This is a genomic window from Spiroplasma endosymbiont of Tiphia femorata, from assembly GCF_964020225.1.
Taxonomy (GTDB): domain Bacteria; phylum Bacillota_I; class Bacilli_A; order Mycoplasmatales; family VBWQ01; genus Spiroplasma_E.
In genome coordinates, this window is the sequence record NZ_OZ026544.1 from 1,012,165 (window position 1) to 1,038,109 (window position 25,945).

The 25,945-nt window shown below is 22.8% G+C and carries 33 protein-coding genes, 1 tRNA gene and 1 riboswitch; of the genes, 6 read left to right on the forward strand and 28 right to left on the reverse strand.

From position 1 onward, the window contains the following. Positions 1-24: 24 nt before the first annotated feature. The 20 genes from AACK83_RS06330 to AACK83_RS06425 all read right to left on the reverse strand — a co-directional run bounded on the left by AACK83_RS06330 (position 25) and on the right by AACK83_RS06425 (position 10,784). Positions 25-927, reverse strand: coding sequence for a hypothetical protein (locus tag AACK83_RS06330; RefSeq protein WP_338956988.1), 903 nt, complete (start codon positions 925-927; stop codon positions 25-27). 18 nt (positions 928-945) lie between these two features. After that, a complete protein-coding gene (locus tag AACK83_RS06335) occupies positions 946-1,068 on the reverse strand; it encodes a hypothetical protein (protein ID WP_255495924.1) in 123 nt (40 codons plus the stop codon). Positions 1,069-1,072: 4 nt separating this feature from the next. Further along, complete coding sequence (locus AACK83_RS06340; protein ID WP_338956991.1) at positions 1,073-2,572, reverse strand: hypothetical protein; 1,500 nt, start codon at positions 2,570-2,572, stop codon at positions 1,073-1,075. Next, positions 2,514-3,425 (reverse strand): hypothetical protein, encoded by a 912-nt coding sequence (locus tag AACK83_RS06345; protein WP_338956993.1) that lies wholly within the window; start codon positions 3,423-3,425, stop codon positions 2,514-2,516. Before AACK83_RS06345 ends, AACK83_RS06340 begins: the two co-directional genes overlap by 59 nt. Positions 3,426-3,428: 3 nt before the next feature. After that, complete coding sequence (locus AACK83_RS06350) at positions 3,429-5,126, reverse strand: hypothetical protein (protein WP_338956996.1); 1,698 nt, start codon at positions 5,124-5,126, stop codon at positions 3,429-3,431. Between the two features lie 14 nt (positions 5,127-5,140). Further along, on the reverse strand, positions 5,141-6,322 hold the full coding sequence (locus tag AACK83_RS06355; RefSeq protein ID WP_338956999.1) for a hypothetical protein: 1,182 nt from the start codon (positions 6,320-6,322) through the stop codon (positions 5,141-5,143). Positions 6,323-6,340: 18 nt separating this feature from the next. Next, positions 6,341-6,715 carry a hypothetical protein gene (locus AACK83_RS06360; protein ID WP_338957002.1) on the reverse strand — a complete coding sequence of 125 codons (375 nt, stop codon included), beginning with the start codon at positions 6,713-6,715 and terminating at the stop codon, positions 6,341-6,343. 17 nt (positions 6,716-6,732) lie between these two features. Continuing rightward, positions 6,733-6,918 (reverse strand): hypothetical protein, encoded by a 186-nt coding sequence (locus tag AACK83_RS06365; RefSeq protein WP_174480219.1) that lies wholly within the window; start codon positions 6,916-6,918, stop codon positions 6,733-6,735. 17 nt (positions 6,919-6,935) lie between these two features. Next, on the reverse strand, positions 6,936-7,124 hold the full coding sequence (locus tag AACK83_RS06370) for a hypothetical protein (RefSeq protein WP_338957011.1): 189 nt from the start codon (positions 7,122-7,124) through the stop codon (positions 6,936-6,938). Positions 7,125-7,165: 41 nt separating this feature from the next. Next, positions 7,166-7,324, reverse strand: coding sequence for a hypothetical protein (locus AACK83_RS06375; protein ID WP_338957013.1), 159 nt, complete (start codon positions 7,322-7,324; stop codon positions 7,166-7,168). A gap of 15 nt (positions 7,325-7,339) precedes the next feature. After that, on the reverse strand, positions 7,340-8,149 hold the full coding sequence (locus AACK83_RS06380) for a hypothetical protein (protein WP_338957014.1): 810 nt from the start codon (positions 8,147-8,149) through the stop codon (positions 7,340-7,342). Beyond that, on the reverse strand, positions 8,136-8,336 hold the full coding sequence (locus tag AACK83_RS06385) for a hypothetical protein (protein WP_338957016.1): 201 nt from the start codon (positions 8,334-8,336) through the stop codon (positions 8,136-8,138). The genes AACK83_RS06380 and AACK83_RS06385 overlap by 14 nt, the downstream gene beginning before the upstream one ends. A 121-nt stretch (positions 8,337-8,457) precedes the next feature. Next, entirely contained in the window at positions 8,458-8,703 is a 246-nt protein-coding gene (locus AACK83_RS06390; RefSeq protein WP_286640816.1) for a hypothetical protein, read from the reverse strand. Then, entirely contained in the window at positions 8,703-8,957 is a 255-nt protein-coding gene (locus AACK83_RS06395) for a hypothetical protein (RefSeq protein WP_338956667.1), read from the reverse strand. The genes AACK83_RS06390 and AACK83_RS06395 overlap by 1 nt, the downstream gene beginning before the upstream one ends. Before the next feature lie 221 nt (positions 8,958-9,178). Beyond that, the gene (locus AACK83_RS06400) at positions 9,179-9,322 is read right to left on the reverse strand and encodes a hypothetical protein (protein WP_338957025.1); all 144 of its coding nucleotides are present in this window, start codon (positions 9,320-9,322) and stop codon (positions 9,179-9,181) included. A gap of 3 nt (positions 9,323-9,325) precedes the next feature. Next, entirely contained in the window at positions 9,326-9,619 is a 294-nt protein-coding gene (locus AACK83_RS06405) for a hypothetical protein (RefSeq protein WP_338956663.1), read from the reverse strand. Next, positions 9,609-10,046: a hypothetical protein gene (locus AACK83_RS06410; RefSeq protein WP_338957028.1), complete on the reverse strand. Its 438-nt coding sequence runs from the start codon at positions 10,044-10,046 to the stop codon at positions 9,609-9,611. Before AACK83_RS06410 ends, AACK83_RS06405 begins: the two co-directional genes overlap by 11 nt. Before the next feature lie 3 nt (positions 10,047-10,049). Then, a complete protein-coding gene (locus AACK83_RS06415; RefSeq protein ID WP_338957031.1) occupies positions 10,050-10,457 on the reverse strand; it encodes a hypothetical protein in 408 nt (135 codons plus the stop codon). 16 nt (positions 10,458-10,473) lie between these two features. Continuing rightward, on the reverse strand, positions 10,474-10,626 hold the full coding sequence (locus tag AACK83_RS06420) for a hypothetical protein (RefSeq protein ID WP_338957033.1): 153 nt from the start codon (positions 10,624-10,626) through the stop codon (positions 10,474-10,476). A 14-nt stretch (positions 10,627-10,640) separates the two neighbouring features. Next, positions 10,641-10,784 (reverse strand): hypothetical protein, encoded by a 144-nt coding sequence (locus AACK83_RS06425; protein WP_338957035.1) that lies wholly within the window; start codon positions 10,782-10,784, stop codon positions 10,641-10,643. Positions 10,785-11,503: 719 nt separating this feature from the next. Between AACK83_RS06425 and AACK83_RS06430 the strand changes: the two genes are divergently transcribed. Further along, positions 11,504-12,541, forward strand: a complete 1,038-nt coding sequence (locus AACK83_RS06430) for an amino acid permease (protein WP_338957038.1) — start codon at positions 11,504-11,506, stop codon at positions 12,539-12,541. Positions 12,542-12,566: 25 nt separating this feature from the next. Here the strand turns inward: AACK83_RS06430 and AACK83_RS06435 are convergent, their stop codons facing one another. Next, on the reverse strand, positions 12,567-12,815 hold the full coding sequence (locus tag AACK83_RS06435) for a hypothetical protein (RefSeq protein WP_338957041.1): 249 nt from the start codon (positions 12,813-12,815) through the stop codon (positions 12,567-12,569). 71 nt (positions 12,816-12,886) lie between these two features. Further along, positions 12,887-13,933 (reverse strand): energy-coupled thiamine transporter ThiT, encoded by a 1,047-nt coding sequence (locus tag AACK83_RS06440; protein WP_338957044.1) that lies wholly within the window; start codon positions 13,931-13,933, stop codon positions 12,887-12,889. A 61-nt stretch (positions 13,934-13,994) separates the two neighbouring features. Continuing rightward, a riboswitch (TPP riboswitch) is annotated at positions 13,995-14,082 on the reverse strand. Between the two features lie 203 nt (positions 14,083-14,285). On the opposite strand from AACK83_RS06440, the gene AACK83_RS06445 reads away from it, so the two are divergent. After that, positions 14,286-15,962 (forward strand): hypothetical protein, encoded by a 1,677-nt coding sequence (locus tag AACK83_RS06445; protein WP_338957047.1) that lies wholly within the window; start codon positions 14,286-14,288, stop codon positions 15,960-15,962. Positions 15,963-16,118: 156 nt separating this feature from the next. Here the strand turns inward: AACK83_RS06445 and AACK83_RS06450 are convergent, their stop codons facing one another. Together AACK83_RS06450 and AACK83_RS06455 are read right to left on the reverse strand one after the other, a co-directional pair. Next, positions 16,119-16,358, reverse strand: a complete 240-nt coding sequence (locus tag AACK83_RS06450) for a hypothetical protein (protein WP_338957050.1) — start codon at positions 16,356-16,358, stop codon at positions 16,119-16,121. A gap of 78 nt (positions 16,359-16,436) precedes the next feature. Further along, entirely contained in the window at positions 16,437-17,945 is a 1,509-nt protein-coding gene (locus AACK83_RS06455; RefSeq protein ID WP_338957053.1) for an ATP-binding cassette domain-containing protein, read from the reverse strand. 175 nt (positions 17,946-18,120) lie between these two features. On the opposite strand from AACK83_RS06455, the gene AACK83_RS06460 reads away from it, so the two are divergent. Together AACK83_RS06460 and AACK83_RS06465 are read left to right on the forward strand one after the other, a co-directional pair. Next, the gene (locus AACK83_RS06460) at positions 18,121-18,498 is read left to right on the forward strand and encodes a hypothetical protein (RefSeq protein ID WP_338957056.1); all 378 of its coding nucleotides are present in this window, start codon (positions 18,121-18,123) and stop codon (positions 18,496-18,498) included. A 190-nt stretch (positions 18,499-18,688) separates the two neighbouring features. Beyond that, positions 18,689-19,180: a hypothetical protein gene (locus AACK83_RS06465; protein ID WP_338957059.1), complete on the forward strand. Its 492-nt coding sequence runs from the start codon at positions 18,689-18,691 to the stop codon at positions 19,178-19,180. Between the two features lie 84 nt (positions 19,181-19,264). Here the strand turns inward: AACK83_RS06465 and lon are convergent, their stop codons facing one another. The 4 genes from lon to AACK83_RS06485 form a co-directional block, all read right to left on the reverse strand. Continuing rightward, on the reverse strand, positions 19,265-21,649 hold the full coding sequence (lon, locus tag AACK83_RS06470; RefSeq protein ID WP_338957061.1) for an endopeptidase La: 2,385 nt from the start codon (positions 21,647-21,649) through the stop codon (positions 19,265-19,267). Positions 21,650-21,909: 260 nt separating this feature from the next. After that, the gene (gene tig / locus AACK83_RS06475) at positions 21,910-23,220 is read right to left on the reverse strand and encodes a trigger factor (protein WP_338957063.1); all 1,311 of its coding nucleotides are present in this window, start codon (positions 23,218-23,220) and stop codon (positions 21,910-21,912) included. A 15-nt stretch (positions 23,221-23,235) separates the two neighbouring features. Beyond that, complete coding sequence (locus AACK83_RS06480; protein WP_252319707.1) at positions 23,236-23,997, reverse strand: DUF3196 family protein; 762 nt, start codon at positions 23,995-23,997, stop codon at positions 23,236-23,238. A 36-nt stretch (positions 23,998-24,033) separates the two neighbouring features. Further along, positions 24,034-24,109: transfer RNA gene (locus tag AACK83_RS06485), tRNA-Arg, on the reverse strand. Positions 24,110-24,392: 283 nt separating this feature from the next. On the opposite strand from AACK83_RS06485, the gene AACK83_RS06490 reads away from it, so the two are divergent. Both AACK83_RS06490 and AACK83_RS06495 read left to right on the forward strand, forming a co-directional pair. Then, complete coding sequence (locus AACK83_RS06490; protein WP_338957067.1) at positions 24,393-24,863, forward strand: hypothetical protein; 471 nt, start codon at positions 24,393-24,395, stop codon at positions 24,861-24,863. 195 nt (positions 24,864-25,058) lie between these two features. After that, positions 25,059-25,727: a hypothetical protein gene (locus tag AACK83_RS06495; protein ID WP_338957070.1), complete on the forward strand. Its 669-nt coding sequence runs from the start codon at positions 25,059-25,061 to the stop codon at positions 25,725-25,727. The last annotated feature ends 218 nt before the right edge of the window (positions 25,728-25,945 follow it).

Consider the following 25,945-nt stretch of genomic DNA (forward strand, 5'->3'; position numbering starts at 1 on the left):
ATACCACAACGTTTAAATATTTCATTAACATTTCAATCATATATCAGTTAAATTTTTACCTTTAAAATTACTATTTGTCATATTGATATTTTCGTTTTGTTCATTATTATCTCCACCACTTTTAAATATGTAGTTTTTAGTAACCAAAGTTCTTACTGCTTCTTCTAATGCTGATTGAACATTACCATAAGTTTGACTAAATATAAATTTAGGTGAGTTTAAAATAGTATCTAAAACAATTTGTTCATAAATAACATCTAATGCTTTAATTTTATCCATTACTTTATCACAATCTGCTTGTTCATTTGCTTTATTTCTCATAATTGCTATTGGTATATAGTTAATGTTTAATGTTTGTTCTTGTGATAAATTAGGATTATTAATGTATGATTTAAAATCTAATGGAAATTGTTTTTTATTATCACTAATACTATAAATTGCACGATTAATTGTTACTTGTTCATTATTTAATGTATAAACTTCGAATAATCTTACAGTTTGTGCATTTTGTTGATAACTATCATAAAAAATAGTACATTCAATTAATTTACCAGTAATATCATAAACTCTTTGTTGTATATCAACTACTTGAAAATATAAATTATCATTTGCAATATAAATTAAATAACCACTAATTCCTAATTTACTTAATTTAAAAATAGAATTTCAATTTTTTCTATAAAATTCTTGTTGAATTAAATATTGTTTAATGGTTTCATTATTAATTTCTAATGGAGCATTATATAAATTAGCATTATTTTCTGCTACAAAATCAGTAAAATAAGTTTCATGGTTAAAATCATTAAAACCAAAATAATTTAAAATAGAAGCATGTGTACTTTTATTTTTATTAGTTAAAAATTTTAATTTTTCACTTTGATTATCATTAATATTATTTTTTTCTTTTCTTTTAAATAAACTTAGCATAATATTCACCACCTTTCTTTAAAATATTTGATTAATTTTTAATATAATTTTTACAATAATGAATATAATTAAACCAGCAGTTGCTGATGATAGAATTACTCCAATTAAACCTAAAATAATTTTTATAATTTTAAAAAACATAATATTATTCCTGTAATTCTTCTAATTTTCATACATTACCTTTTAAATTACCTTTTCCACTATAAATAGTAATCAATTTAGCATGTTGAACTGATAAAATTACTATATTAACACTATCATTAAAGGTTTGTATTGGTACACCAGCAATTTTGTTATCCGTTATAATAAATTCTTGAATAGTATAAACTGGATTATATATACTTCAAGAATAATAAACTCTATAATGTTTATTAACTATAAAATCATAAGTAATTTGTCAATTATCTCATTTATTTTTTTCTCTTGTTCCTACATCTTTTCATTGTTGATTATTTGGACTTGGTGTTGGATTATCTGGTAATTCAATATCTCAACAATTTTCTTCAACTTCATTTGTTTCTAAACTTTTTGAATTAATTTTTATTTTTGGTGTAACATCAACTTTAATTGTATTTTGTAATTCTTCTAATGAAAGAATAGCACCATAATTAATATCTCCACCTTTTAAATATAAACTACAATTAAAACTACTTTCTCTAACAGTTAAAGTTAATATTACATCTTCATCTTTAATTTTAAATTTTGCAAGTAAATAATCTCCACCTAAATAATTACCAGTTTTAAATTCTACTTTATGCTTTATATTTGCTTGATTTACTGGTAATTCATCTAATGTTATAATTACTCTATATACAGTATTAAAATTAATTTCAAACGTATCTCATTCACGATTATTTTTACTTTTACTTATTACTTTTCATATTTCTTTATCTTGTTTTTTATCAATATTTGCTTTATTTTCATTAATAGCACCAGCAACAGTTTTATTAATAGTTTCTAAATTAGGGATTTCTTGACTTACAGCATTCAATTGAAATGCAATAGGGAATTGTGACTTTACATCTTCTAATTTTTTATCAATTTCTGGTTTTGTATAATATTTAGTTGGGTCAACTCCACCACCACTATCTTTAATTCATTGTTTAATAAATTTAGTTGGTGGAATATCTAAATCACCCGTAAATAAACCAGTTCCTAATTCTCTATATTGTAAAACTTTATAAGTAATATCTTCTTTAATTAAAGATAATTTATCTTGTTTTTTATCTAATAAATTATTAGTTTCTAGTTTTGTATAATAATCACGTTCAGTATTTTCTTCTGCTATAAATTCAGTTGGTGTTCCAGTACCTTGATATTGATATATATTATGAATTATTGGTGTATACTTTTTTGTGCTATTAGCAACAATAAATTTTATTAAATTATCATCATATAATAACATTACTTTGTCAATATTAACATCAATTTTTTCAATTATTATTTGTCTATTTTCTATTTGATGATTAGTAATTCTTATATTAGATTTAGTTAATTTATTATTACTTATAATAAGTTGTTTACTATCGATAAAATAATATGTTCAATCAATAATATATCATATATCTGTTTTAATATTTTCATTTTTAACTTTTTTTTCATAAAGGACTAGTTTCAATATTAAATCAATTATTTTTAATATCATCAATATTTTGTTTATTAATATCAACTTTATTTTCTAATAATTTAATACTATTTTCATTAGTAGTAATTCTTTTTTGTTGTTTAGCAGAAAAGTCAGCAGTCGCAGCATGAGTAAAATCACCAATTTGTGGATTATTTTGTAATGCTTCTGGTGGTAATGTACCAATTTCATCAGGTCAATCTAAAATCATTGTTTCAGTTTTTGGGTCATAATCAGTTGCAACATAACCTTTATTTATAAAGTTTGTAACACGACCCCTATATATCTCATTTTCGTTATCATTAACTAAATCATCATATAATTTTATTTGTTTTGATAATGTAAATTCTTTTTGTTCTTTAATTAATTCATCAACTTGATTTCTAGTATAAAATACTTTTAAGTCAATTTTTTCAATATCTATTTCATCTTGATTATAATTTGAAAATACTTGTTTTAATTCTGTTAATCTTGCTCATATTTTCATTCTACTTGGTGCTAAATCTCAAACATTAATTGTAGGAATACTACTTGCATTAAATGATGTACCATTATTGAATTGAATAGTAGCATCAACATTAAATTCAATTGGTGTACGATTAAATACTCAATGTTCAACCATTACATAAACCATATCTCTTAATGTTTCTTTAATTAATTCATCTTTAAAACTATCAAAAGGAAATTTAGATAAAATAAAATCAAGATAAGCATTAATATCATTTTGAGCGCGAATAGCAAAAGTTGTAAATCAGTCTTTTACATTAGGTCATGTATTTATATATTGCGGTGGAGTTTCTGTAATTTTTCCAGTTAATGGATATCAGTTATTATAATTTTCAAGACTGACATCAGTTCAAAGTTTATTAATCATAATTTATCATTCCTTAAAAAATGCTTTTTTATAATGTTTAGTTTTTGTTTTAGTTTTCCTATGTGATATATGGATAATTTCTTTTTGTAATTTTTTCTTACCTTTTTCTACAACTTGACTATATGCAAATTTTTCTAAATGATGTAATAGTCCAGTACCAAATAAAGTATTAACTGAAAATTTTAAACCAACACTTTTAAATGATTTATTAATATTTTCAATAGGATTATTAATAACATTTACTACTTTATGATAAGTTCTAATAGTTCTAAATATTTCTCTATATACTTTAAAACTATCTCTAATTACTTGTTGCACCACTGGTGGAGCAAATGCTATTGCTTTTAATCATTTATTACGATTAACACCATAACCAATGTATCAACCACTATATCAACGATATCAATGAAATGGATGTATTTGAGTAACAAAAGTTTTTGCTTTAAGAATACTATCAACAACTGTAATTGGTTTATACTTAGGATTACGATGATAAATAGTAATTGCACATTTGTCTAATGATAAAGGTTGAATTTTACAACCCATAAATACTGGTGAATTTAATGGAATTAATTGTGCATGTTTAATTGCTCTTTTTTCTGCACTAGTAAATAAATCTGTTGCTTTTTCTTTTAATTTATTAATTTTTTCAAATGCTTGTTTTTCTAATTTTTCAAATTTTTCTTGTAATTTATATATACTTTCTCGTAATTTTTCAAAATATGGTGTATCTTTTCAAAATTTATTTAAACCTTTTTTTAAATAAAATCTAATATCAAAATACTTAAAAATTTTATTTGCATTTAAAACAATTTTATGAATTGAACTATTTTTAAAATTAAATTTAATAGCATTAGCACGAATTTTTTGTAAATCTAAAATTAAAGTTTTTCCATATCTATTCTCTGTATGTATTGTATGAACTAAATTTAATCAATCATGTTGGTTCATTTTTAATACTTCTTTTAATTCAGTATTATATTTTTTTAAAAAGTTATTTGCTTTTTCAATATCTTTAATTTTAAACTTTGGAGTTAATTGTGGACTTAATTTTATTAATGTATTTTGTAATGATAAATATTCTTTTATTTGTTGTGATTTTAAAGATTTAAAATTATTTTTAAATTGTTTTTCAGCAACATAACCTAAATTTTGTGTTATTGTTTCACGATTAGGTGCCAAACTATAATTAAATAAATAACGTTTATTACCAATGATTTTATCTGTTAAAATTTCTTTTCCACTTACTTGACTAATAATTTCTTGTAAATTTTTTGCTTCTTTAACACCAATTTGTTCTAATGTTTTAGTTTTTTGTGCTAACTTAATAAATTTAGTAGTACGATAACCACGACTAATTTTATTAATTCCAACAAATGCAGGTAATATATTAAAAAAAGTATTTAATGGTGTTACATTTCCTTTTAAATAATCATAAACTTGATTAATAGTAAAATCAGTTGTAGCATAAATACCAAAATTAATAGTACTTGCAATAAAATCACTTGCACCTAATCCAAGTGCTATACTTTCACTTAAACCACCAGTAAAAGGAGCAAGTGCTACTGCTATTACTTGTACACCAATCATTTCTAAAATTTCTCATCAAAAACTTTTATTTTCTTGTTGGTTACTTGTTCTAGTATGTTTTGGTTTATTTATGTTTAAAAGTATTGCTGTACTAGTTGTACCAATTGGCATGATATTAATTTCCTTTATTTAAGAGTTATTTTAATTGGATTTGTTGTTCCTTTATAATTTAAGTCATTAATATTTGCAGTAATAGTTATATATAAGTCACCTGCTTTTTGTTTTTGATTACTTACATTAGTTTTTCCTTGTGCATCACTAAAATATTTAATAGTTGGATTTGTTAAATTTGGATTTAATGATTTAAGTTCATTAGTACTTTTTATTTCTGTATTTAATTCATTGTTATTGTTATTACCATTTGCAGTAATATCAGTTGTTAAATTTGTAATCTTAGTTTTTAAATCATTTTTATCATTATTAACAATTGCACATAACATTCAGCGTGAAGTTGTTTCTTCATCTGTTATATAGGGTATTGATTCACCAGTTACTTCTCCACCAACTAAATATCTTCTTCCAACTTTACCATCAGCAATATCTTGAACATATACAACTGTATTTTGTAACATATATCTTTTCATTGCTCTTGGTGTTGCTAAAACAAAAGACATAATTTTAGTTTCATTATTATCAGTAAATGTCATATAATCATCCATTACAATTTGACATAGTACACCTTTAATATATAAATCATTTCCATTTAATCTTAATTGTTGAGCAATCTGATTATCAGTAATTAATCCTTTATTATTAGCTAAATAAACAATACTATCATAAAGATTATTAGTAATAAAAAAACGACAATTATTACTATTTCTTAGTTGAAATAAAGTATTTCAAGCATCTAACATTGATTTTAAATATCCTACTGGTGATTTATCAGTAATGTCTATTTTAGTTGCATATTTTGCAATTACATTTGTATCATTATTTGCTAAATAATCTGCTAAGTCATTAGCAACTTCATATTGCATTGTATTTAATAAATTTTGTCCATTTTCAGCATTTAAATCAACATTAGCAATTATTTCACCCGCAACTGCTTCTTCTTTAATTTCTTTTAAAATTTTAATAGTTTCAGCATAACTAACATCTAATACTTTGCTTTTATCATTTCATTTTAATACTTTAATTTCTGAATTTTTTGGTTTTTTAACTATAAATTCAATTTTTGTTGAATTAACCATTTCGATAGGAAAAAAACTTGCTCATGGTGAATTTGATTGTTTATAAAATTCTATAAACTCTGGTGCTTCTACTAATTTTTCGGTATTATCTAAATTTTTATTGAATTGTATTGCCATTTTTTGATTTCCTTTCTGTTATAAATTATTATTTTTTTTATAATCCAATAATGTACTTTTTATTGAACTTGGTTGATTTGTTATTATTGTTTGTGGTTTGCCACCTGTATTAATTGTTTCTTTAAATACTGGTTGTTCTTTAATGATTTTTTTAATAGTTTCTTCAATTTTTGAATTTTCTAAATTATTAGTTTTAAATTTTAAAAAATCATAAAATTCACTTTTAACTTGATATTTTTTAAATATATTAATTATTTCTTTTTCTTTAATTTCTTGATTAAGTTTATTTAACTTATTTTCTGCTTCATTAACTTTATTTTCTATTTCTTGTTGAGCATTATTTTCAGTTAAAGGTTCAGTTGTTTGTTGAACATTATTTTCATTTTCTAACATTTAACATTCTCCTAATCTTATCCCAATAATCAATCTTTAACTAATTGTGGCATTTCACTTATTAGTTTTTTATAATCATTAACAGCATTTTCTAATGTATTGATATCAGAAAATTTAAAACAATTATCAATATGTAAATCAAAATCTCTATCAATACTGATATCTTGTTTTCTATATTTTTCATTAAATTCAATTTTTGTCATATTATTTTTCTCCTTTATTATTTATTTTCTTTATTAATCTTTTCATTTAATTTTGCTAATTTTTTTTGATGTTTGATAATTTTGTTATTTGCTCTAACATGTTTTGGAGTTGTAATAAATCGTTTTAATAAAACAATAATTTCTCTGCAAATTAATATACCAGTGCTTATTCCAATTGTTTCAAGTGCTTTTAAAAATTCTTTCATTTTTATATTTTCCTTTCAATTTTTTATTTTTTTATTTTTGATTATTCATCAAATTCACCTTTATTAATTTTTTCAATCATATATTTTGTGTCTATTAAAATATTTTTAGCTATACCTTCATTCAGTCGTATTTCTTGTAAATCTTTTTCATGTTGTTTTAATTTATCATTGTAATATTCAAGTAATTTTTCTTTATTCATTATTTTTCACCTCCTTTATAAACTCATGTGATTATAATCTCAATTTAATGAAGCATTATCATTATTTAATAGTGCTTCGCTTATATTACCACTACCATATTGACTTGATGTTTCACTATTAATAGTAAATCTATTATCATTTATTAATCTTGCAGTTTCATTTGTAAATGAAGTTTCTTGCATTTCTCTATTATGATTTGTTTCTATTGGAAGTAAATTATGGATAATTTCACTTACACCAGCAATTATGGTAGGTACTGCATAAGAATTATTAAAATCATTATTAATACCCATAGCAACATCACTTGATATTAAACATCCACCAGTTGCCATATTACAAATTTTTCTTATTGCTTCAAATTTATTAGGTATTAATTCTAGAATTCCACTAATAAGATTTGATATACCATAAGCATTTAAACTAATATATGTATCTCAATCCATTAATGACTGATTTTCTTGTTTATTTAATAGTAATCATGGAGGACCTTCTGTTGTAGTTGTAGTAGTTATTGGAGTTGGTGTTGTTGGAATAATAGGATTAATATTATTTTCTGTTCATTTACTATAATTTGCTAAACCAATTGTTCCTAAACCTAAAATAATTTTTTTAGAACTATTAATTAATTTAGTTTTTGTATTTGGTCTTTGATTTAAATTTCATATATCTAAACCTAATTTTTTACCAAATAATAAACTATTAATTGAACCTAATATTGGATTTGCAATTACTTGACCATAATAAGCACTTGTACCAATCATTGCACAAATAGGACTTATACCAGTTCTAATTAATTTAGTTAAAGTATAATTATTTGTTTCCATTTTTTTCTCCTTGTATTTCTAATTGTAATAATTTTTCTAAAACATAATTATTTTTATCAAATTCTCTAATAAGTCATTTTTTTGTTTCTTTTCTATTATTAGTACAAAGAATTAATCTTTCTATCATATTAATTAATTCTTTTTTATCTGCTCTATCAAAAATTACTTTTAAAATTTCATCTAACATAATTTATTCTCCTTTATTTGTTTTTATCAGTTCTCTTATAACATCTAATAAGGAATCTACTACATAAGAATTTAATTCAAATTCATAATTTCTAATTTTAATTTTTTCCTTTTGCATTTGTTTATTCTCCTTTAATTTCTAATTTTTTAACTGTTACTTTAATTCAACCTTGATAAACATCATTATCACCAACTATTAATGCAACATTACTTTCGGGGTCAGAAACAATTATGTGTTTTGATTTAACATTTGGATATTGTCTTAAAATAATTGCTCTAATATCATTACTTGTATGAATTGCTTTTGGAAATGGTGATAATATTTCAATTTCATCTTTATTTTCAAACAAAGTAGGTAATATTATCATTAATGAAGTTCTCCATTTTCTATAAACTCAATTAATTTATAATAAGCAGTAAGTTTACCTGCTTCTTTTAATGAATCACATAAACAAATACTAATTTGCTTATTCAATCAGATAATTAATTTTTCATTATATTTATTAATTACTTTTTGTTTAAACTCTTCTCTTAATTTTTCTATATTATATAAATGTTCTTCAGTTATTTCTTTATTACGTTTTTTATTATATTCATTAATAATTTCTTGGTCTTTATTCACTATCTATTTCTCCTTATTTTTATTTAAATTATTAACTATTATTTCTAAACATGTCATACATCAATTTTTACTTAATCAGATTCTTTTATTACATTTTTTACATTTATTCATTATTAAATTCACCATTAATTATTTTTTACAATAAAATATCAAGTATCAAATCTATTTCTGTACCGTTATAGTATTTTTGTTGTTTTTTAATATAATTAATTAATTTTTCTTTATTCATTATTTAGTTCTTTCATTAAATTTTTATGTTTTTCAATGATTTCATTATGTTTTTTTAGTTCTTCTTTATAACTATCACTTTCAATAATTTTTAAAGTTTCTTTTATTTTTTTCATGTATCATTCATCAAAATTCATTATTTATTCCTTTCATTTTTTAAATCATTTAACATTAATTGAACAAAATGCACGATTTTTAGGAATATTTAAAGTATTAAAGATTTGACCAGTTACTATAATTTCATCATTTTTGTTTAATAAAATACATCGTTTATAAAATTTTGGGTTATTAAAAATTAAAGTAACATAGTTTAATCCATTTCATTGACCACGAACAGTATAATATAATTGTTTATTACCTTTTTCATGATATTTTACTTCAATAGTATTACTAAGTTTTACTGTTAATTTAACGTAATTTTCTTTATTTTTCATTTTTATAATTCCTTAAATAATATTGAATATGTTTATAAGCATCTTGTTCATGTTTTGTAAATTTTATATTTCCTTTATAATCTTCTATTTTATTTTTGTTTTTTGGTTCATTTTCATGATAATCTCAGTTCATAACATCTTGTACTAATATCATTAAAGCACCAATAACTTTTGGTGTTGCTAATGGATTAGTTAATAACTGTTTTGAACTTAAAAAGAAATTTTCTACAATAACTAATATTTTTTTATTTTTAAATTGTTTTTTAATTAATTTAAAATATTCTTTATATATATTTTTACTTTCTAAAACTGTTTTTGCTTTAAATGTTTCATTAAAAATAATATTATTAGTTTCATTTGAGTATATAACAATTCCATTATTACCAATACCAGCAGGGTCAATACCAATGATTAATTCGTATTGCATTTATTAATCATCTCTACATCAATCACAAACATATCCATATGATTTTGTATAATCTAAATGTTTTTCAATATCATAATTATCTTCATATTTTTTAGTATTATGTTGTTCTGCTTCTAATTCTGTTTTAAAGTGATAAAGCATATTGATTTTGTTATCTTCATATAATTCATTACATTCAACACATCTTTTTCTTCTTTTTTTAGTTTTATTCATAATCAAAATATCCTTTTCAATTATTTTTGCTGTTTGTTTAAGGTATTTAGGTAGTTTGTGATAACAACTGTCACATATTAAATAAGGTATTGGTCAATTTTTATATTTAATAGTTTTAGTAGAATTATTAATACAATCTTTTCAAACTTTATTTTTACAAATTCTTAATTCACATTTTTTATTTTCATTAATATTCATAACTTTATTTATTTCTTTAATTTTTACTTACAGTAATTAATAAAATTATTAATCCAATTAAAGTTGAAATTAAAGTAATAATTATTTTTATTTTTAATCACTTTTTTTGATGTTCTTTTGCTATTTTGATTTTTTGTTCTATTAATTCTTTCTTTTCTTTTTCTTCCATTTTTACTTTCTTTTCTAATATATTCTGTTGCTTGTAGCATAAAGAATATATATTTTTATTTTTATATTATTAATACTATTAGTTTTATTCATTCCAGAAATTCTGGGCTCAAAAATAAATTGTGAAATTTTAAAAAGAAATCGAGGCATTCGATTCAATATTTATTTAATTTGTGTTAAACAAATTAATATTTTAATTGAACCGGCACCGCTCAATTTTTTTTACAAGTTTGAAATTTATTTTTTCGCCCAAAAAAATTTTCAAAAAAAATAAAACCAACGCTTGCTCACTGGGGGGTGGCAAGGTTGGTTAAATAAAGAATAGAATTAATATAGTAGGTTCCCTAGTAGGTCTATATATACTAGTTTCCAATTCGCTCCCACCCCAAGAATTACCATTACTGGTTAGTATATTTTATTAGGTATCACTCCACTTTTTATTTATCCATGCAAGTCCACATGTTTTGGCCACTATTTTTAACAACTGTGTTGTAGTTCACTGTTTTAATTCCCTAACACGTGTTGATAATAGTGTTAAAGAGGGTTATTAATTATTAACTTTCTCCTACTTGGTCACTGCGTGTAGTAGATATTTAAAGGGTGTTAATAATAAAAATTTTAAAATTTTACAATTACAAAAAAAGACAAGATTATTTCTTGTCTTTTTCCTTTGAGAATAATTTTTATTTTATCTTATAAAATCTATATTTTTTAAAATACGTCGAATATAAATTTAAGGGTAAAAGAGAATTTAATTTGTCTATCATCATTTTGAAATGGTAATATTCAAAAGAATTTATTTATCTAGTAATTTATCTTCCTACGTTTTTGGGAACCTCCCAAGTTTATCTATTTTGGATTAAGAGGTTTTCGTTGATTTGTTAATATTTCAGGAATCATTAAATGACTGTCAACTTGTTTTTTTGATTATTTGTGCCATTATTCTGGTAATCAAAAATGGCACTATAGTTTATCAACAAGCATTTGTTGGTACTAAACATATTCATTTTACAATTAATATTTTTAATAATGCTTTTAGCAATTTTTTCTACTTTTTCCTTGGTTTTGAGACCTTTACTGTTATTGGAAAAAATGTTAAAAATCCTAATAAAAATTTAGGTAGGGGAACAATTATTGTCTTATTTTTGAGAACTATTTTTTATTTAATTATTACAATTTTAATTATTGGTGCCATCAGTTCACAGGGACCTAATGGTAATAACGGATGAGCAAATGGTGATAATAATTATAATCCAAATAATGTTATTGTTGGGATTGCTGGTACAACAGGTATCATTTTACTAGTTATTTGTACTTTATCAATTAAATTGAATGGTGTAATACAAGTAGCGCTATATTCTGGAGCTATGCTACAACCATTAGCGAAAGAAGGATACATTAGTGAAAAAATAGCCAAATTAAATAAAGAAAATATTGCAATGTATGGTAATACTATTAATTTTATAATTACAATTATAGTTTGTATTATTATGCTAATAATTCCGGATTTAATTGGAATTAGTTTTAATTACAACCAAATGTTGGGATTTACAACTAATATAACAATCTTTGTTTATCTTTTTGTTATAACAGCAACTTGTGTTATGGGTTATTATAAAAAAATAAAAATAAAAGTTATCGAATGAATTATGTTTATTATCTGTTTATTATTTTTAATTAGTCAATTCATTATTTTTAATTATAATATGATTCATGATTTAGTAAGCAACAGAGGAATCATATTAATTGCAATTACAATTAAGTTTTTAATGTTTTGAGTATTTATTATAATTGCTACTATTATTTATTTTACTTATTATAAACCAAAACTAAAACAAAGATTAATAACAAATCCAGAATATCAAAATCAATTAGATAAAGAATTTATTTTTAATTCTCATCTAGTAGTTAATTAAATTATTTAAAAATTATATTATCTTATTATCGTCAAAAATAAACTAAATGAGTTGCTGGTTTTTTACAAAAACAAGTACCAGTAGTAGTTGTACTTTTTAATTTAGCATATGCTTGAAAATGTTCAGATCAACCAATATCAATTGTATGTTGAGCATGTTTTCCTAATTCAATTGCTGCTAATACAACCTTTTTCTCATTTAATGCTTTATTCATTAATTTAATATTACCATCCATAATAATAATATCTTCTTTGATTATTTCATCATTTTTCATTATAATCACCCTTTCTATCAATTAATATTATAACGCTATTTAAAAAAGAAATAGTAATTGGAATTACTATTCTAACGATATCTTTCTACATAGTGACTAACTAAACCACGATAAATAAAAGGTATTGTTAATTGCATAATTGGATAAGTAAACAAAAAAATATGAATAAAATTGTAAACTAATGAGTAAAAAAGAGGATTAAATCCTGATCAAATATTTTTACTTCCATCAGCATTAGTAATTTGTGATCAAATAAAATATCCTGCTATTGTTTGTCAAAAATAAATAATTAAACAAACTAAAAAACAATGTAAAAAATAATTAATATAAGTAAAAATTGATTTATCAGATTTTAAATTAAAACGTAATAATGAAATAATAGCGGGTGTTGTCATTGGCAAAAAATAATCTAATAAATAACTTCAAGCACTAATAACATAACCACCACTAATAAATAATAATGACATTAAAGCACTAATCATACCCGTTAATCATCCACCTGCAAAGCCAATAATATAACTAATAACCATTAAAGGTATATATTTAATAGCAATACCGCCGCCGTATGGCATTTTTGGTAATAAATTTTGTTCAATAAAAGCACAAGCAATAGTTACACCAGTAAATAAACCAATAATTGTATAATCAATAACTAATCATCGTTTAATACCAAATGCAAATTTAAAATTAGTTCATCATCTTGTTTTTAAAATGGCAAAAGTTTCTTCTTTTTGTCATTGATAATGTTTAATTAAATTAAAAATTAATGCAATGGGATTGATACTAAAAATTGATAGTAATGTAACAATAACAATATTTTTATGAATATCTTCTATTTTAACTGTTCATGTAATAACAGATAATAAAATTGATGAAATTAATAATAAACAAAGAATTAATATTAAATAAATTTTACTGCTATAAAATTGTCAACCAGTAATAGTAGTAACTTTAAAAAAGTGATTAATACTACTAGCAGGTAAAATACTAATAATAACTGTTAATGTTAGAAGAGTAATTAAACTAAAAATGGCTGATGCTTTAATTAACATTCCTACCTCCAGTTTGCTTTTAACTTTATTATAATTGATAATTGTTAATAGTTGTTCTTTAAACATAATAAAATGATAACTCCTTTAATTTATCTTACATAACAAAAAAGGAGTTATCATTTTTTAAAATATAAAAAATAAAGTCTCCCTCCGCTAGTACTAACTAGATCAGGTTATAGGGTATTTCTCAGGCAATGCCACCCCTGCTTTATATAATATATGCAAATTAATCCATATTTACTACTATTATAACATTCAAAATATTTTTTTAAATATAAAATATATTTTTTTTATGATTTTTAGTTTAAATTAAAATTTGCTCTATTTTTATTTGAAATTTATTTGAAAAAAAATAAAATATATTCACTTCTTAAAAATAAGAAGTTATTGGGAAAAAATAAAAAGGAGTTTTTAAAATATGAAAAAGATATCAACACTAATTACAACAACAATTTTAGCAATAGCAAGTACAAACAGTTTAAATACCTTATTTATCAATAACACAAATAATAAAATTAAAACAAGTATTAAAAATGAAAATAATAATTGAAAAATAAATGAAATTAAGTCTTTAACAACTGATAGAAATAGAAATATTTATGCACTTGCTAATAATACTGTTTATAAATGTTTAGCAGAACAAACAGAGTTCAAACAAATGATAGTACCTAAAGAATTTGCTAATGGTAAATTTATAAAAACTGATAAAGATAAAAATACTTATGTCGCAACTAATAATAATATTTATAAATGTCTTGCAACACAAACATATTTTCAACAAATGATAATACCTAAAGAATTAGAAAATATTAGATTTTTAAAAATTAATGAGAGAGACGGAAATGTTTTTATAATAGCTAATAATAATATTTATAAATGTTTAGCGGGAGAATGAGAATTTAAAAAAATGACATTACCAACTAATATTAATTTTCTGAGTCACATAAGTATTGATAAATATGGAAATATTTATATCACTGCTAATAATACTCTTCATGTTCCTTTTGCGAATAGTATTTATAAGTGTTTAGAAAATGACAACGAATTTAAACAATTAAATATAGATACAAATAAAGAAACACTACAAATTTCTCTTTTAACAACTGGTAAAGACGGACACATTTATGTAATTGCAAATAATAGTATTTATAAATGTCCAGCAGAACAAACAGAATTTATAATAATAAGTGAACATTGAGGACTACCTGTTAATGCTATTTTAGTAACAGATGAAAATGGAACTATCTATATTGCAGATAATAATAATATTTATAAGTATTCAGTAAAACAAAAAGACTTTAAGAAAATAAATAATTCATCAATAGATGGAATAATCAAAAAAATAATAATAAATAATAAAAATATTTATATAATAACTAATAATAACTCTGTAATAAATAAAGTTTATAAATTTGATTTTTTACAATCAAATTTTATTGAAATGAAAGTAATTGATAATGATACATATGATGTTAGTAATATTACTTTTGATAGTAATAAAAATATTTATGTTTTAACTATTAATGGCATTTATAAATGTCCAGTAGAACAAACAGAATTTAAAAAAATGACAAAAATATGATGAAAAACAACAGAATTTCATTTTAATAACGGAAAACTAACTGATATAAGTTATTGAAAACAGACTAGAAATAATTCATTTATCCATACATTTGAATGAAATACAGAATATGGTTTACCAATTGATTATCGATATATTACTTTTTTTAATGAAAATGGTACAGAAGATTATGTAGATTCATCTTATAGTTGAGGTGATACAGGATATCCAACTATTAACATTAATCAAGTTGTTAAAAATCTAAATTTTCAAAAATATTTAATAAATGCAAAAGTAACAAAAAATGGACCTATTAACCCAGCAAATTTTTGTAATATTATCATATGTAATAATAAAGAAAATTTCCTACTTGCCAGTTTATTAATAACTATTAAATTAGGGTTAACTTTTTATGAAGAAAATGGAAAATGATTTTTTCAAATTATCATTGTTCATTATGGTGAAACATGAGGATCTGAAAGTGGAGGACAAATTAAAACAATTTTAGGAAACGGTTTTCGATTATACTCATAATTTATTTTTTTAAATATTCATACTCCTTTAAAAATAAATTTAAAGGAGTATTTTTAATAAACCTATTGTTTCAAAATATTGTTAATATATAAAAAATCTAATTATTTATAAAAAATAATTAGATTATAAATTAATAAAAATAAGTAAGTTATTATATTAAAACATTTTCAATTTTTGATTTAAATTTGAAACATTTGCCAAATATTTATTTTCTAATTGATTTATTACTTTAGTATTTAACTTATCACTTTGTTTTAAATAGTTTTGTTGAGATGCAACTTCTGACAATAGTTCTAAATTTTCAAATTTATTTTGATTATCTAATCATGCTTTAACTTTATCAAAATAATTAATTGGTTGTTCATCAATAACATAATTTCTTATATTTTTAGGCATTGTATATTTTCACTCCTTTGTTATTTTATAATTCATTACATACTTTTATAAAAATTAATCAAATCATTTAAATAGTTTTTAAGTTAAATAATAAATGCCACAACTAATAAGATTTAAAGCAATAAATATACCTACTAAAATACCAACAACAGCACCAACACCAATACTTGAAACTAATCCTTCACCAATAAGACTAGCTAAAAAGTAAGTTAAAATAATTAATGGTGCAACAATTAATAAACTAGTAAATAAACTAACAATTGCTTGTCCAGTACGACTTTTAATAATAACTGACATTAGCAAAGCAATACTAGTAATAGTAATAGAAAAAAATAATGTAAATAAAATAATAATTAATAATTGTCAATTAAAAATGGAACTAATCATTCCAGATAAAGGAACAACATAACCAATAATAATAACACCAATAAAAATAATAATATCAGAAATTAAAACTAAAGCTAAATTAAATATTGATGTTATAATAATAAAGTTGGTTTTGCTAATTCTTGTTAAACCAATGCGTCGATAAACTACGCTTTGTTTTAAATCTAATAAAATAGCTAAAAAAGTTTGAATTGAAAAGGAAGCAGTTTGTGTCAATCAAATAATCATCAAAATAAATCGTCCAATGTTTTTACCAGCAGGTGATGATAATATTTGATTATTTCCACCAATTGATGCACCAATAAAAATCAATGGTGAAACGAAAACTGAAAAAATAATAATTGAACGATTACGTTTTAAATAACTTCAAAATAAATTAAGAAGAGATCAATCGTTATTTTTGTTTTTTAAGGTGTTTTTTCAAGACTTAGCTCATTTTTCATTATTTTCCCCTCCTAATCTTTTTAATAACGCTTCGCTATCATACATACCTATTTTATATTCTTTAAATTTAGTTTTAACATATTCTTCAATACTTCCATATTCTTTAACAACAGTTTTAACATCATTTATACTAATAATTGAACCTTCAAACATGAAGATAATTTGTTGACAAAAACGTTCAATTTCTTGCATATTATGTGAAACAATTAATACTGAAAGATTAGGTTTAATAAAAACTTCTTTTTCTAGTAATTCATAAATTCGCTCACGTACCTCTAAATCTAATCCCGTAGCTAATTCATCTAAAATTAATAAATCTGGTTCAACAATTAATGCTAATAAAATATTTATTTTTTGTTGTTGACCACCCGATAAAGTAATAATAGGTTTATTAATAAATGCTTCGGCGTCCAAATAGTACAATAACTTTTGAATGTCTTCAACAGACTTATTTAAACAATAAGCTCTCATATAATATTGGGCCATATCTCAACCAGTTAAACCACGAGGAAATTTAGTTTCTTGTAATTGCATGCCTATTTTTAAATCAGATTTAATATTAATAGTACCTGTTGTTGGTTTACGAAGTTGGGAAATCATTTCACATAATGTTGTTTTTCCAGTACCATTGGGGCCAACAATACCAATTTTGGCACCAATAGCAATATTCAGACTAACATTTTTAATGACTTCATTACTATCATAGTTTTTACTGACATTAATGATTTCAACATTATTTTTTTTATCTTTAATCATAATTACTTCCTTCCTATAACTTTATAATTTTATCATAATTACTACATAAATATTACTTGTTTTTTAAGATATAAAAATTAAAATATTATATAATATAATGTAAATTTCATTAGGTTTTTACTCATTATTTTCATAAAAAGTAAATGAGTTTTTATTTTTAAAAAAGGAGAAAATTATGAAAAAAAATGTACAAAAAAAAGAAATAAAAAAATTAAAAAAAGAGAAAAAAGAATTAGAAAAAAGTTTGAATCCATTTAACAAAAATTTTAGTCTTAATAATAAAGAAAAGGTATTAAAAGAAATTGCTTTAATCAATGAAAAAATTATTAACTTAAAACAAAAATTATTAGTAGATTATGAAGAAGATTTAGATGAAATTGAAAATGGAAATCTAGAATTTAATTTTAATATCCAACAGTTAAATAATGAAGATCAATATTTAAAAGATAGTACTTTTCTAATAACTAATGATGATATAAATAGTATAAATTCAGAAGAATTAATTAATATGCAATATGGTAAAAAATGTTGTCCACCATGCACAATTTTCTAATTTTAAACATTTTTATATAAAAGTTTAAATAATTATTAATAACAACACTTTTATTATTTATAATTTAATTTTTGAATTATAAAATTAAAATAATATATAACATAAAAACAAACTTGTTCAAAGTTTTAACCCATTACTTTATTTTAAAAGTAAAGGGTTTTTTATTTTTTAAAAGAGGAGACATTAAAAAATGGATATTAATGACTTAGAAAGAGAAGTTAACTTTATAGCAGATAACTATCATATTATTAATCTTTATTTACATTTTCCAATTGAAACTTATAGTAAAGATTACAATGATATTTTTGACTTTTGAGAAAATAATAAAAAAAATACTCAAAATCATTATCAATTTTTAAATAAAAAAATAAAAACTTTAGAATCTTTAAAAAAATTAGAAAATAATTTTATAAATTCAATAAATAACCTATCAAAAAAATTAAATAATAAAAAAATAAATAAAATAATAAAAGTACTTACTATTGGATTATTTAATTGAAATAAAAAAATAAAAACAAAAATAACTATTTTAACAAAAATCAAAGAAATTAAACAACAAAATTTAGTAAAAATAAATGAACTAATATTACGAATTAACAAAAAAAATATAATTAATAATGTAAATTCAGAAATTAATTTTTCTGTAACAAATAAAAGCAAATCAAATTTATCACAAATATAAAAAAATTTTATATAAAAAAAGTAAATACTTGTTTTTAGTATTTACTTTTTTTAAAGTTATAGTTATTAATAATTTAATTAGATTTTAACCTTCATCAATAATACTTGAAGTTGGTTTAATATTATTAATAGGTGAGTGAATTTTTGATTTATGTTTATTAAAAATAAAATCATATACTTCAGAATAAAATTCAACTGAAACAATATTTAATTTTTTCTTTACTTCTTCTGGAATATCTTCTAAGTCTTTTATATTAGCTTTTGGAATTAAAATTGTTTTTAGTCCACTACGATGAGCAGAAATTGATTTTTCTTTTAATCCACCAATTGGTAATACATGACCACGAAGTGTAATTTCACCTGTCATACCAATATCTTTTGATACAGGTCTACTTGTCAGAGCAGAAATAATTGCAGTTGTTAAAGTAATACCAGCACTTGGACCATCCTTTGGCACTGCTCCTTCAGGAACATGAATATGAATACCATGTTCTGCAAAGAAAGTATCAGGAATATTGAAAGTAATAGCATTTGCTTTAATATAATCTAAAGCAATAGTAGCAGATTCTTTCATGACCTCACCTAATTTACCAGTTAATACTAAATTACCTTTTCCTTTAAAGTAGTTTACTTCAATTGGTAAGATATCACCGCCATATTGAGTATAAGCAAGACCAGTTACCACTCCAATTTGTGATTCATTTTCTTTTTTAGTATAATCGAAAATTTGTTTTCCTAAATAATCTTTAACATTATCAGCAACAATTTCTTCAGTACTAATTTTTTTATTTAAAAGTTTAACAATAAATTTACGAGCAATTTTATTTAATAATCTTTCTAACTGTCGAACACCTGATTCTCTTGTATAATATTTAATTATTTCTTCAATTGAATTTGGTTTAAATTTTAACATTTTATTATTTAAACCAGTAATTTCAATAACACGAGGAATTAAATATTTTTTTGCAATTTCAAGTTTTTCTAATTCTGTATATGAAGAAAGTTCAATAATTTCCATTCGATCTTTTAATGGTTCAGGGATACCTTCCATATAATTAGCTGTTGCTAGAAACATAACTTGTGATAAATCATAATTTTCTTCAATATAATGATCTGAAAAATTAGCATTTTGTTCAGGATCTAATACTTCTAACATAGCACTAGCTGGATCACCACGATAATCAGATGACATTTTATCAATTTCATCTAATAAAAATAATGGATTAATAACTTTAGCACGTTTCATACCTTGGATAATTCTTCCTGGCATCGCACCAATATAAGTTTTACGATGACCACGAATTTCAGATTCATCTTTAACTCCACCAAGTGAAACTTTAACGAAAGTACGCCCCATCGCTTCAGCAATTGATTTAGCTAAAGAAGTCTTACCAACACCAGGAGGGCCAACTAAACAAATAATTTGTCCTGGCATTGCCTTAGCCATTTTTTTAACAGCAAGATATTCAATAATTCTTTCTTTAACTTTTTCTAAACCATAGTGATATTTATCAAGAATTTTTTTTGCATTAATTAAATCAAATTTTTCTTCACTTTTTTGAAATCAAGGTAAAGTCATCATTCAATCAATGTATGTACGAATTATATTTGATTCACTTGAAGCTTGCGGCATATCTTCATAACGACTAATTTCTTCTTTAACACGCGTTTTGATTGCTTCAGGAAACTCTTCTGTTTCTAAGCGTTCTAAATAACATTTCATTTCATTAGACTTACCATCAATTTCGCCTAATTCTTCTTTAATAGCACGCAATCTTTCTCGTAAATAATATTCACGTTGTTGTTCATCAATACGATCTTTAATTTTAGCTGTTAAATCCTTTTCAATGGCACCAACTTGTTTTTGACCACCAACATCTTTCAATAATAAATCTAAACGTTTATTAATATCAGTTTCTTGTAAAATTTCTTGGCGTTTATTGATAGTTAAAAATGGTAAAAATTGAGCCATTTTATCAATAATTTCACTAGCTTTCATTCCATCGGTGATTTGACTAATTACACCTTGTGGAATTGAACCATGAACATCTAAAATCTGTTGTAAATTATTTACAATTCTTTGAATCAACTCTTCTTCTAATGATTTTGAAACATTAGGACTAACTAAAGTTTCAGCATCTCCTGTATAAAATTTATCATCATAAAACTTAGAAACTTTAACTCTTTGTTGTCCATAAAAAGATACGGTAAGTGTACCATCATTATGACTTTTTTGAATTTGCACTTTACACAAAGTACCATGATTGTAGACTTCACTTAATTGCGGATTATCTACTTTCGGATCCTTTTGCGAAACTAAAATAATTTCTGAATTAAACTTAGCTACCGATTCATTAATTGCCGCTACTGATTTATGTCTGCCAACTTCTAGTTCTATTTCAACTGTTGGGAAAACAAAACTTCCTCTTGTTACTAGTACTGGAATATTAGTAATATTTTTTATCTTCATTGTCTCACCTCAAATAATGTATTAACTGGATTATAATATAAAACATTAGCACTTGCAATAGTTAATTGCTAAAATATCTAATTTTTGATTTATACTATACTATTACAGCAGCACTTATTAATTCATATTTAATTTATACTAGTAGTATTTTATTACATTTATTTTTTTTTTGATAATTTTTACTTTTTGAAAAAAATAAACGATAAAATAACCTAATTATTAAATTGGTAATTAGGTTATATAATAATTATCAAATTAAATTAAGCACTTGTTGTTTGCTTTTGGTTTTTACCGTTACTTTCTCATAATAAATCAAAGGCTTTATTACGTTTTAGGGTAGTAGTAACTAAACTTAAATCTTTAATATTTGCTTTAACTTCTTCAATACTTATTTTAAATTGGTCGGCAAATGTTGTTAATTGTTTTTGAACTTCTTCTTCGGTAATTTCTATTTTTTCTTGTTTAATAATTTCTTCAATAACTAAAAAATTCTGAAGTTGCATAATTGCATCCTTTTTTATTTCATTAATAATTTCTTCATGAGATAAACCAGTTGCTGCCATATAGTTTTCAATTGTAAAGTTTTGATTAGCTAATTGTTTTTTAAATTCATTTTCTAAACGTTCAGTTTCATTTTTAACAGCAAAATTTGGAATTATTATTTTTGAATCTTTAACAATTTTAGCAATAAGTTCTTCCATAAATTGTTCCTTAATTGTCATTGTTTTTTGTACTTCAATTTGTTTTTTAATATTTTCTAATAATTGTTCAGTAGTAGTAAGATCTGGAATGTTAACATCTTTTACTAATTCTTCTAAATCTTCATTAATAACTTTTGTTTTTATTTCGTTTAATTCAATTTCAAATTGTACTAATCGACCTTTTAAATTTGGAACATGATAATCTTCTGGGAAAGTTACTTCAATAGTTTTTTTAGATTTAGGTTCCATACCGATCATTCCTTCTTCAAAACCAGGAATAAATTTACCAGAACCAATTTCTAATTCCATGTTTTTAGCTTCACCGCCAGGGAATTTTTTACCGTCTAAAAAACCAGTGAAATTAAAAACTGCAGTATCATCTTTTTCTAATTTTCCTTTTTCTTTTGGATTAAAAATAGCAAAACGATCTTGTAATAGTTTAATTTGAGTATCAATTTCTTCTTGATTAACAGTTGCTACAGGTTTTACTATATCAATACCACGATATTTACCAATAGTAATTTCTGCTGGTAAATCAAATACAAACATTATTTCACACTCTTTAATAGTAGATTTTTCCACATTAACTTCGGGTTGATTAGTAGGCATTAAGTTAGGTTTTTGTTTTAAGGCAAAATCATAAGCAATAGTAATAACTGCTTTAGTTGCTGTTTGTAAAGTTTGTTCTTCAGTTACATGTTTTTTAGCCATTTTAGTAGGAACTTTTCCTTTACGAAATCCAGGAATTTCTACTTGTGCAATCAATTTATTTTCAGCTTTTGCCAATTGATCTTTTCAAGTTTTAGCATCAATGGTAACATGTCATTTTCCAAGACCATTTTTTTCATCTTTTATAATATTTAATGTCATTTTTCAAATCTCTCCTTATGTAATTTGTTGTTGAATCATAATACTTAAGTATTTTTTTATTAAAGTAGTAGTAGTTTTAAATTTTTTAGCACTTTCTACCAATTTTACACTAATAAACTGGAAACTACAAGCACGAATATACAAAGCAGCTGCTAATGCTGCTGCTTGATTTTTATTAGGTAATGTTGGAAACAAATTCTCAAAATAACTATCCAATAAAAATAAGCAAATACCATAAATACCTGGATTATCAATATGAACTTCATCTTCAAATATTTTTGTAATTTTTAAATAAACGAGTGATTCTTGTCATTGTGTTATTTTTTTTGGATTAATTTTAAATGTATCATGACCTTTTATTACTTCTATTTCTTCATCAATACCTTGATTATTTAATATAAATAATAGTTGTGTTTTATTTATATTATTTATATTTTTATTTGTAAGATAAATCTTAATTGTTGGCAAAATTAACCTAGCATTATGACTTTGTAAATAATAAAATGCCACCGGATGAAGATCTTCATCAAATGGATTCATTAATACACGACTTATTCTCTCTAAATTTCACTCATGACTTTCATTTTTACTATTTAATCTAATATGAGTAGTAATATTATGATGTAACTCTTGTAATGTAATTTCATGATGAATAGGAATATAAGGCATCTCTAATTCATGTTTGACCAACTTCATTGCTTGATCTCATTTATTTTCACTAATGAGGTGGTTAATTTTACCAATAATGTCTTGATAATAATTGTCATGATTTATCATTATTTAGTTAAACCTTCTTAGTATTTTAAAATTTAATGGCGCCCACGAGAAGATTCGAACTTCTGACCCCCGCCTTAGAAGGGCGGTGCTCTATCCACTGAGCTACGTGGGCATAACATTTACCATAAGTAATCTTAACTTGTTTGATTAAAAAATGCAATTATTAATTGGTTACTTTTCAATAAAAAAATAATATTATTATATTTAATATTATTTTGATATTTCATTATGTACTTTTAAACAATAATTTTTTTTAAAAAAATAAAATATTTTCATTTTTTTATATTATAATAATTTTTGTAATTTAATAATTATTCATTCCTAATATAGAAATTATTTCTATATTAGGATTTTTATTAAATTAAATATTGAAAAAGAAAAGGAAGAAAAATATTATGTCTAGTGAAATAAGTACAAAAAGAAAAATAATTGCTGGTGTCACAATAACTACAGGAACATTAACAACAACCGCAGGAATAACAGCAGCTTGTGTTGCTGCAGCACCTATGACTGGTGGTGCTTCATTATTACCAGCTGCTATTGGTGGAATTGCTGTTGGTACAACTTTAATAGCTAGTGGAATGGCTACTACTACAAATTTTGAAAGAAAAGAATCAAGAATTAACAAATTTTTAAGAACAAATCCTACTATCCCCACAGTAAGAGTATCAAAAGAAAATGTTAATCCTAATGACATTAAAGAATCACGATTTAACGAATTTTTAAGATTAAGTGGTTTTGTTTCTACAAAAAGAGTATCAAAAGCAAATATTACTCCTGATTACATTAAAGTATCTAATGAACTAGCAAATTCATCAAAAGAACCAGTTATGAGAACCAGAAGTTTAACAGTAACTTCTGTCTAAAAAGAAAACAAATTACATATTCATTTAAAAAACATTAAATTATAATTCATAAAATGCATAATATAACAAAAATAATTAATTTATATTATAATTACTTTATATTTTAATAAATGTTCATACCTAATATAGAAATAATTTCTATATTAGGATTTTTATTAAATTAAATTTAAATGAAAAGGACAAAGATTAAAAGATATGCCTACAAAAAATCAAATATTATTTAGCAAAGCAGAACTTAAAGGGCTTACTAAAACACAAATACAATCATTTACAAACACTGTCAATAAACAAGAAATTGATAAATTTATTTTAAGTATCATTAAAGCAAATGATAATAATGGGTTACCAATTTGAAGACAATTATTGCAACTATTAAGTCCATATCAAGTTTCAACAATTAACACCAACTTAATTCCCTTATTTACAAAAAATAATTTACTGCTTTATGCTTTTTCAAAAAAACAAATGAAAGCACTTACAAAAAAACAAATTCAAGCATTTACAACAGAACAAATAAAAAATTTCAGTTATAATAAGTTTTCGCTACTAGAAAAAGGAATGAGAAAAGCATTAAAAACAATTAATAATCAATTAACAATAGAATATGATTTTTATGAATTTAAATTTCAAATTGAATCATTAACTCCAAAACAATTAGAATGATTTACTTCTAATCAAAATGCAGCATTTACCAAAGAACAAATACAAGTTTTTACAAAAGAACAAAAAAAAGCTTTTAATAAACCATCTATACAAACAAGAAATCAACAATTAAATTCAAATTTTAATGTGAATAATATAAATGCTATTTTTGAAACTGAACCATTACCTAAAACAAATAATTCAATAATACCTTCATGATAAAAAGTAATGCCTAATATTTAGGCATTACTTTTTATTGCAATTAAATTATTTTGTTTTTATTTTTTATAACTAAAATTTCATACTTTTTTTATATAAGAATAAGAATAAGAATTTTAATTAAGTTATAATTAAAATATGAAATTTGATTAAACATTAGAATAATGATTTAATATATTTTAATTAAAATATAGTTATTATTGTCAATTATTTAGTATTAA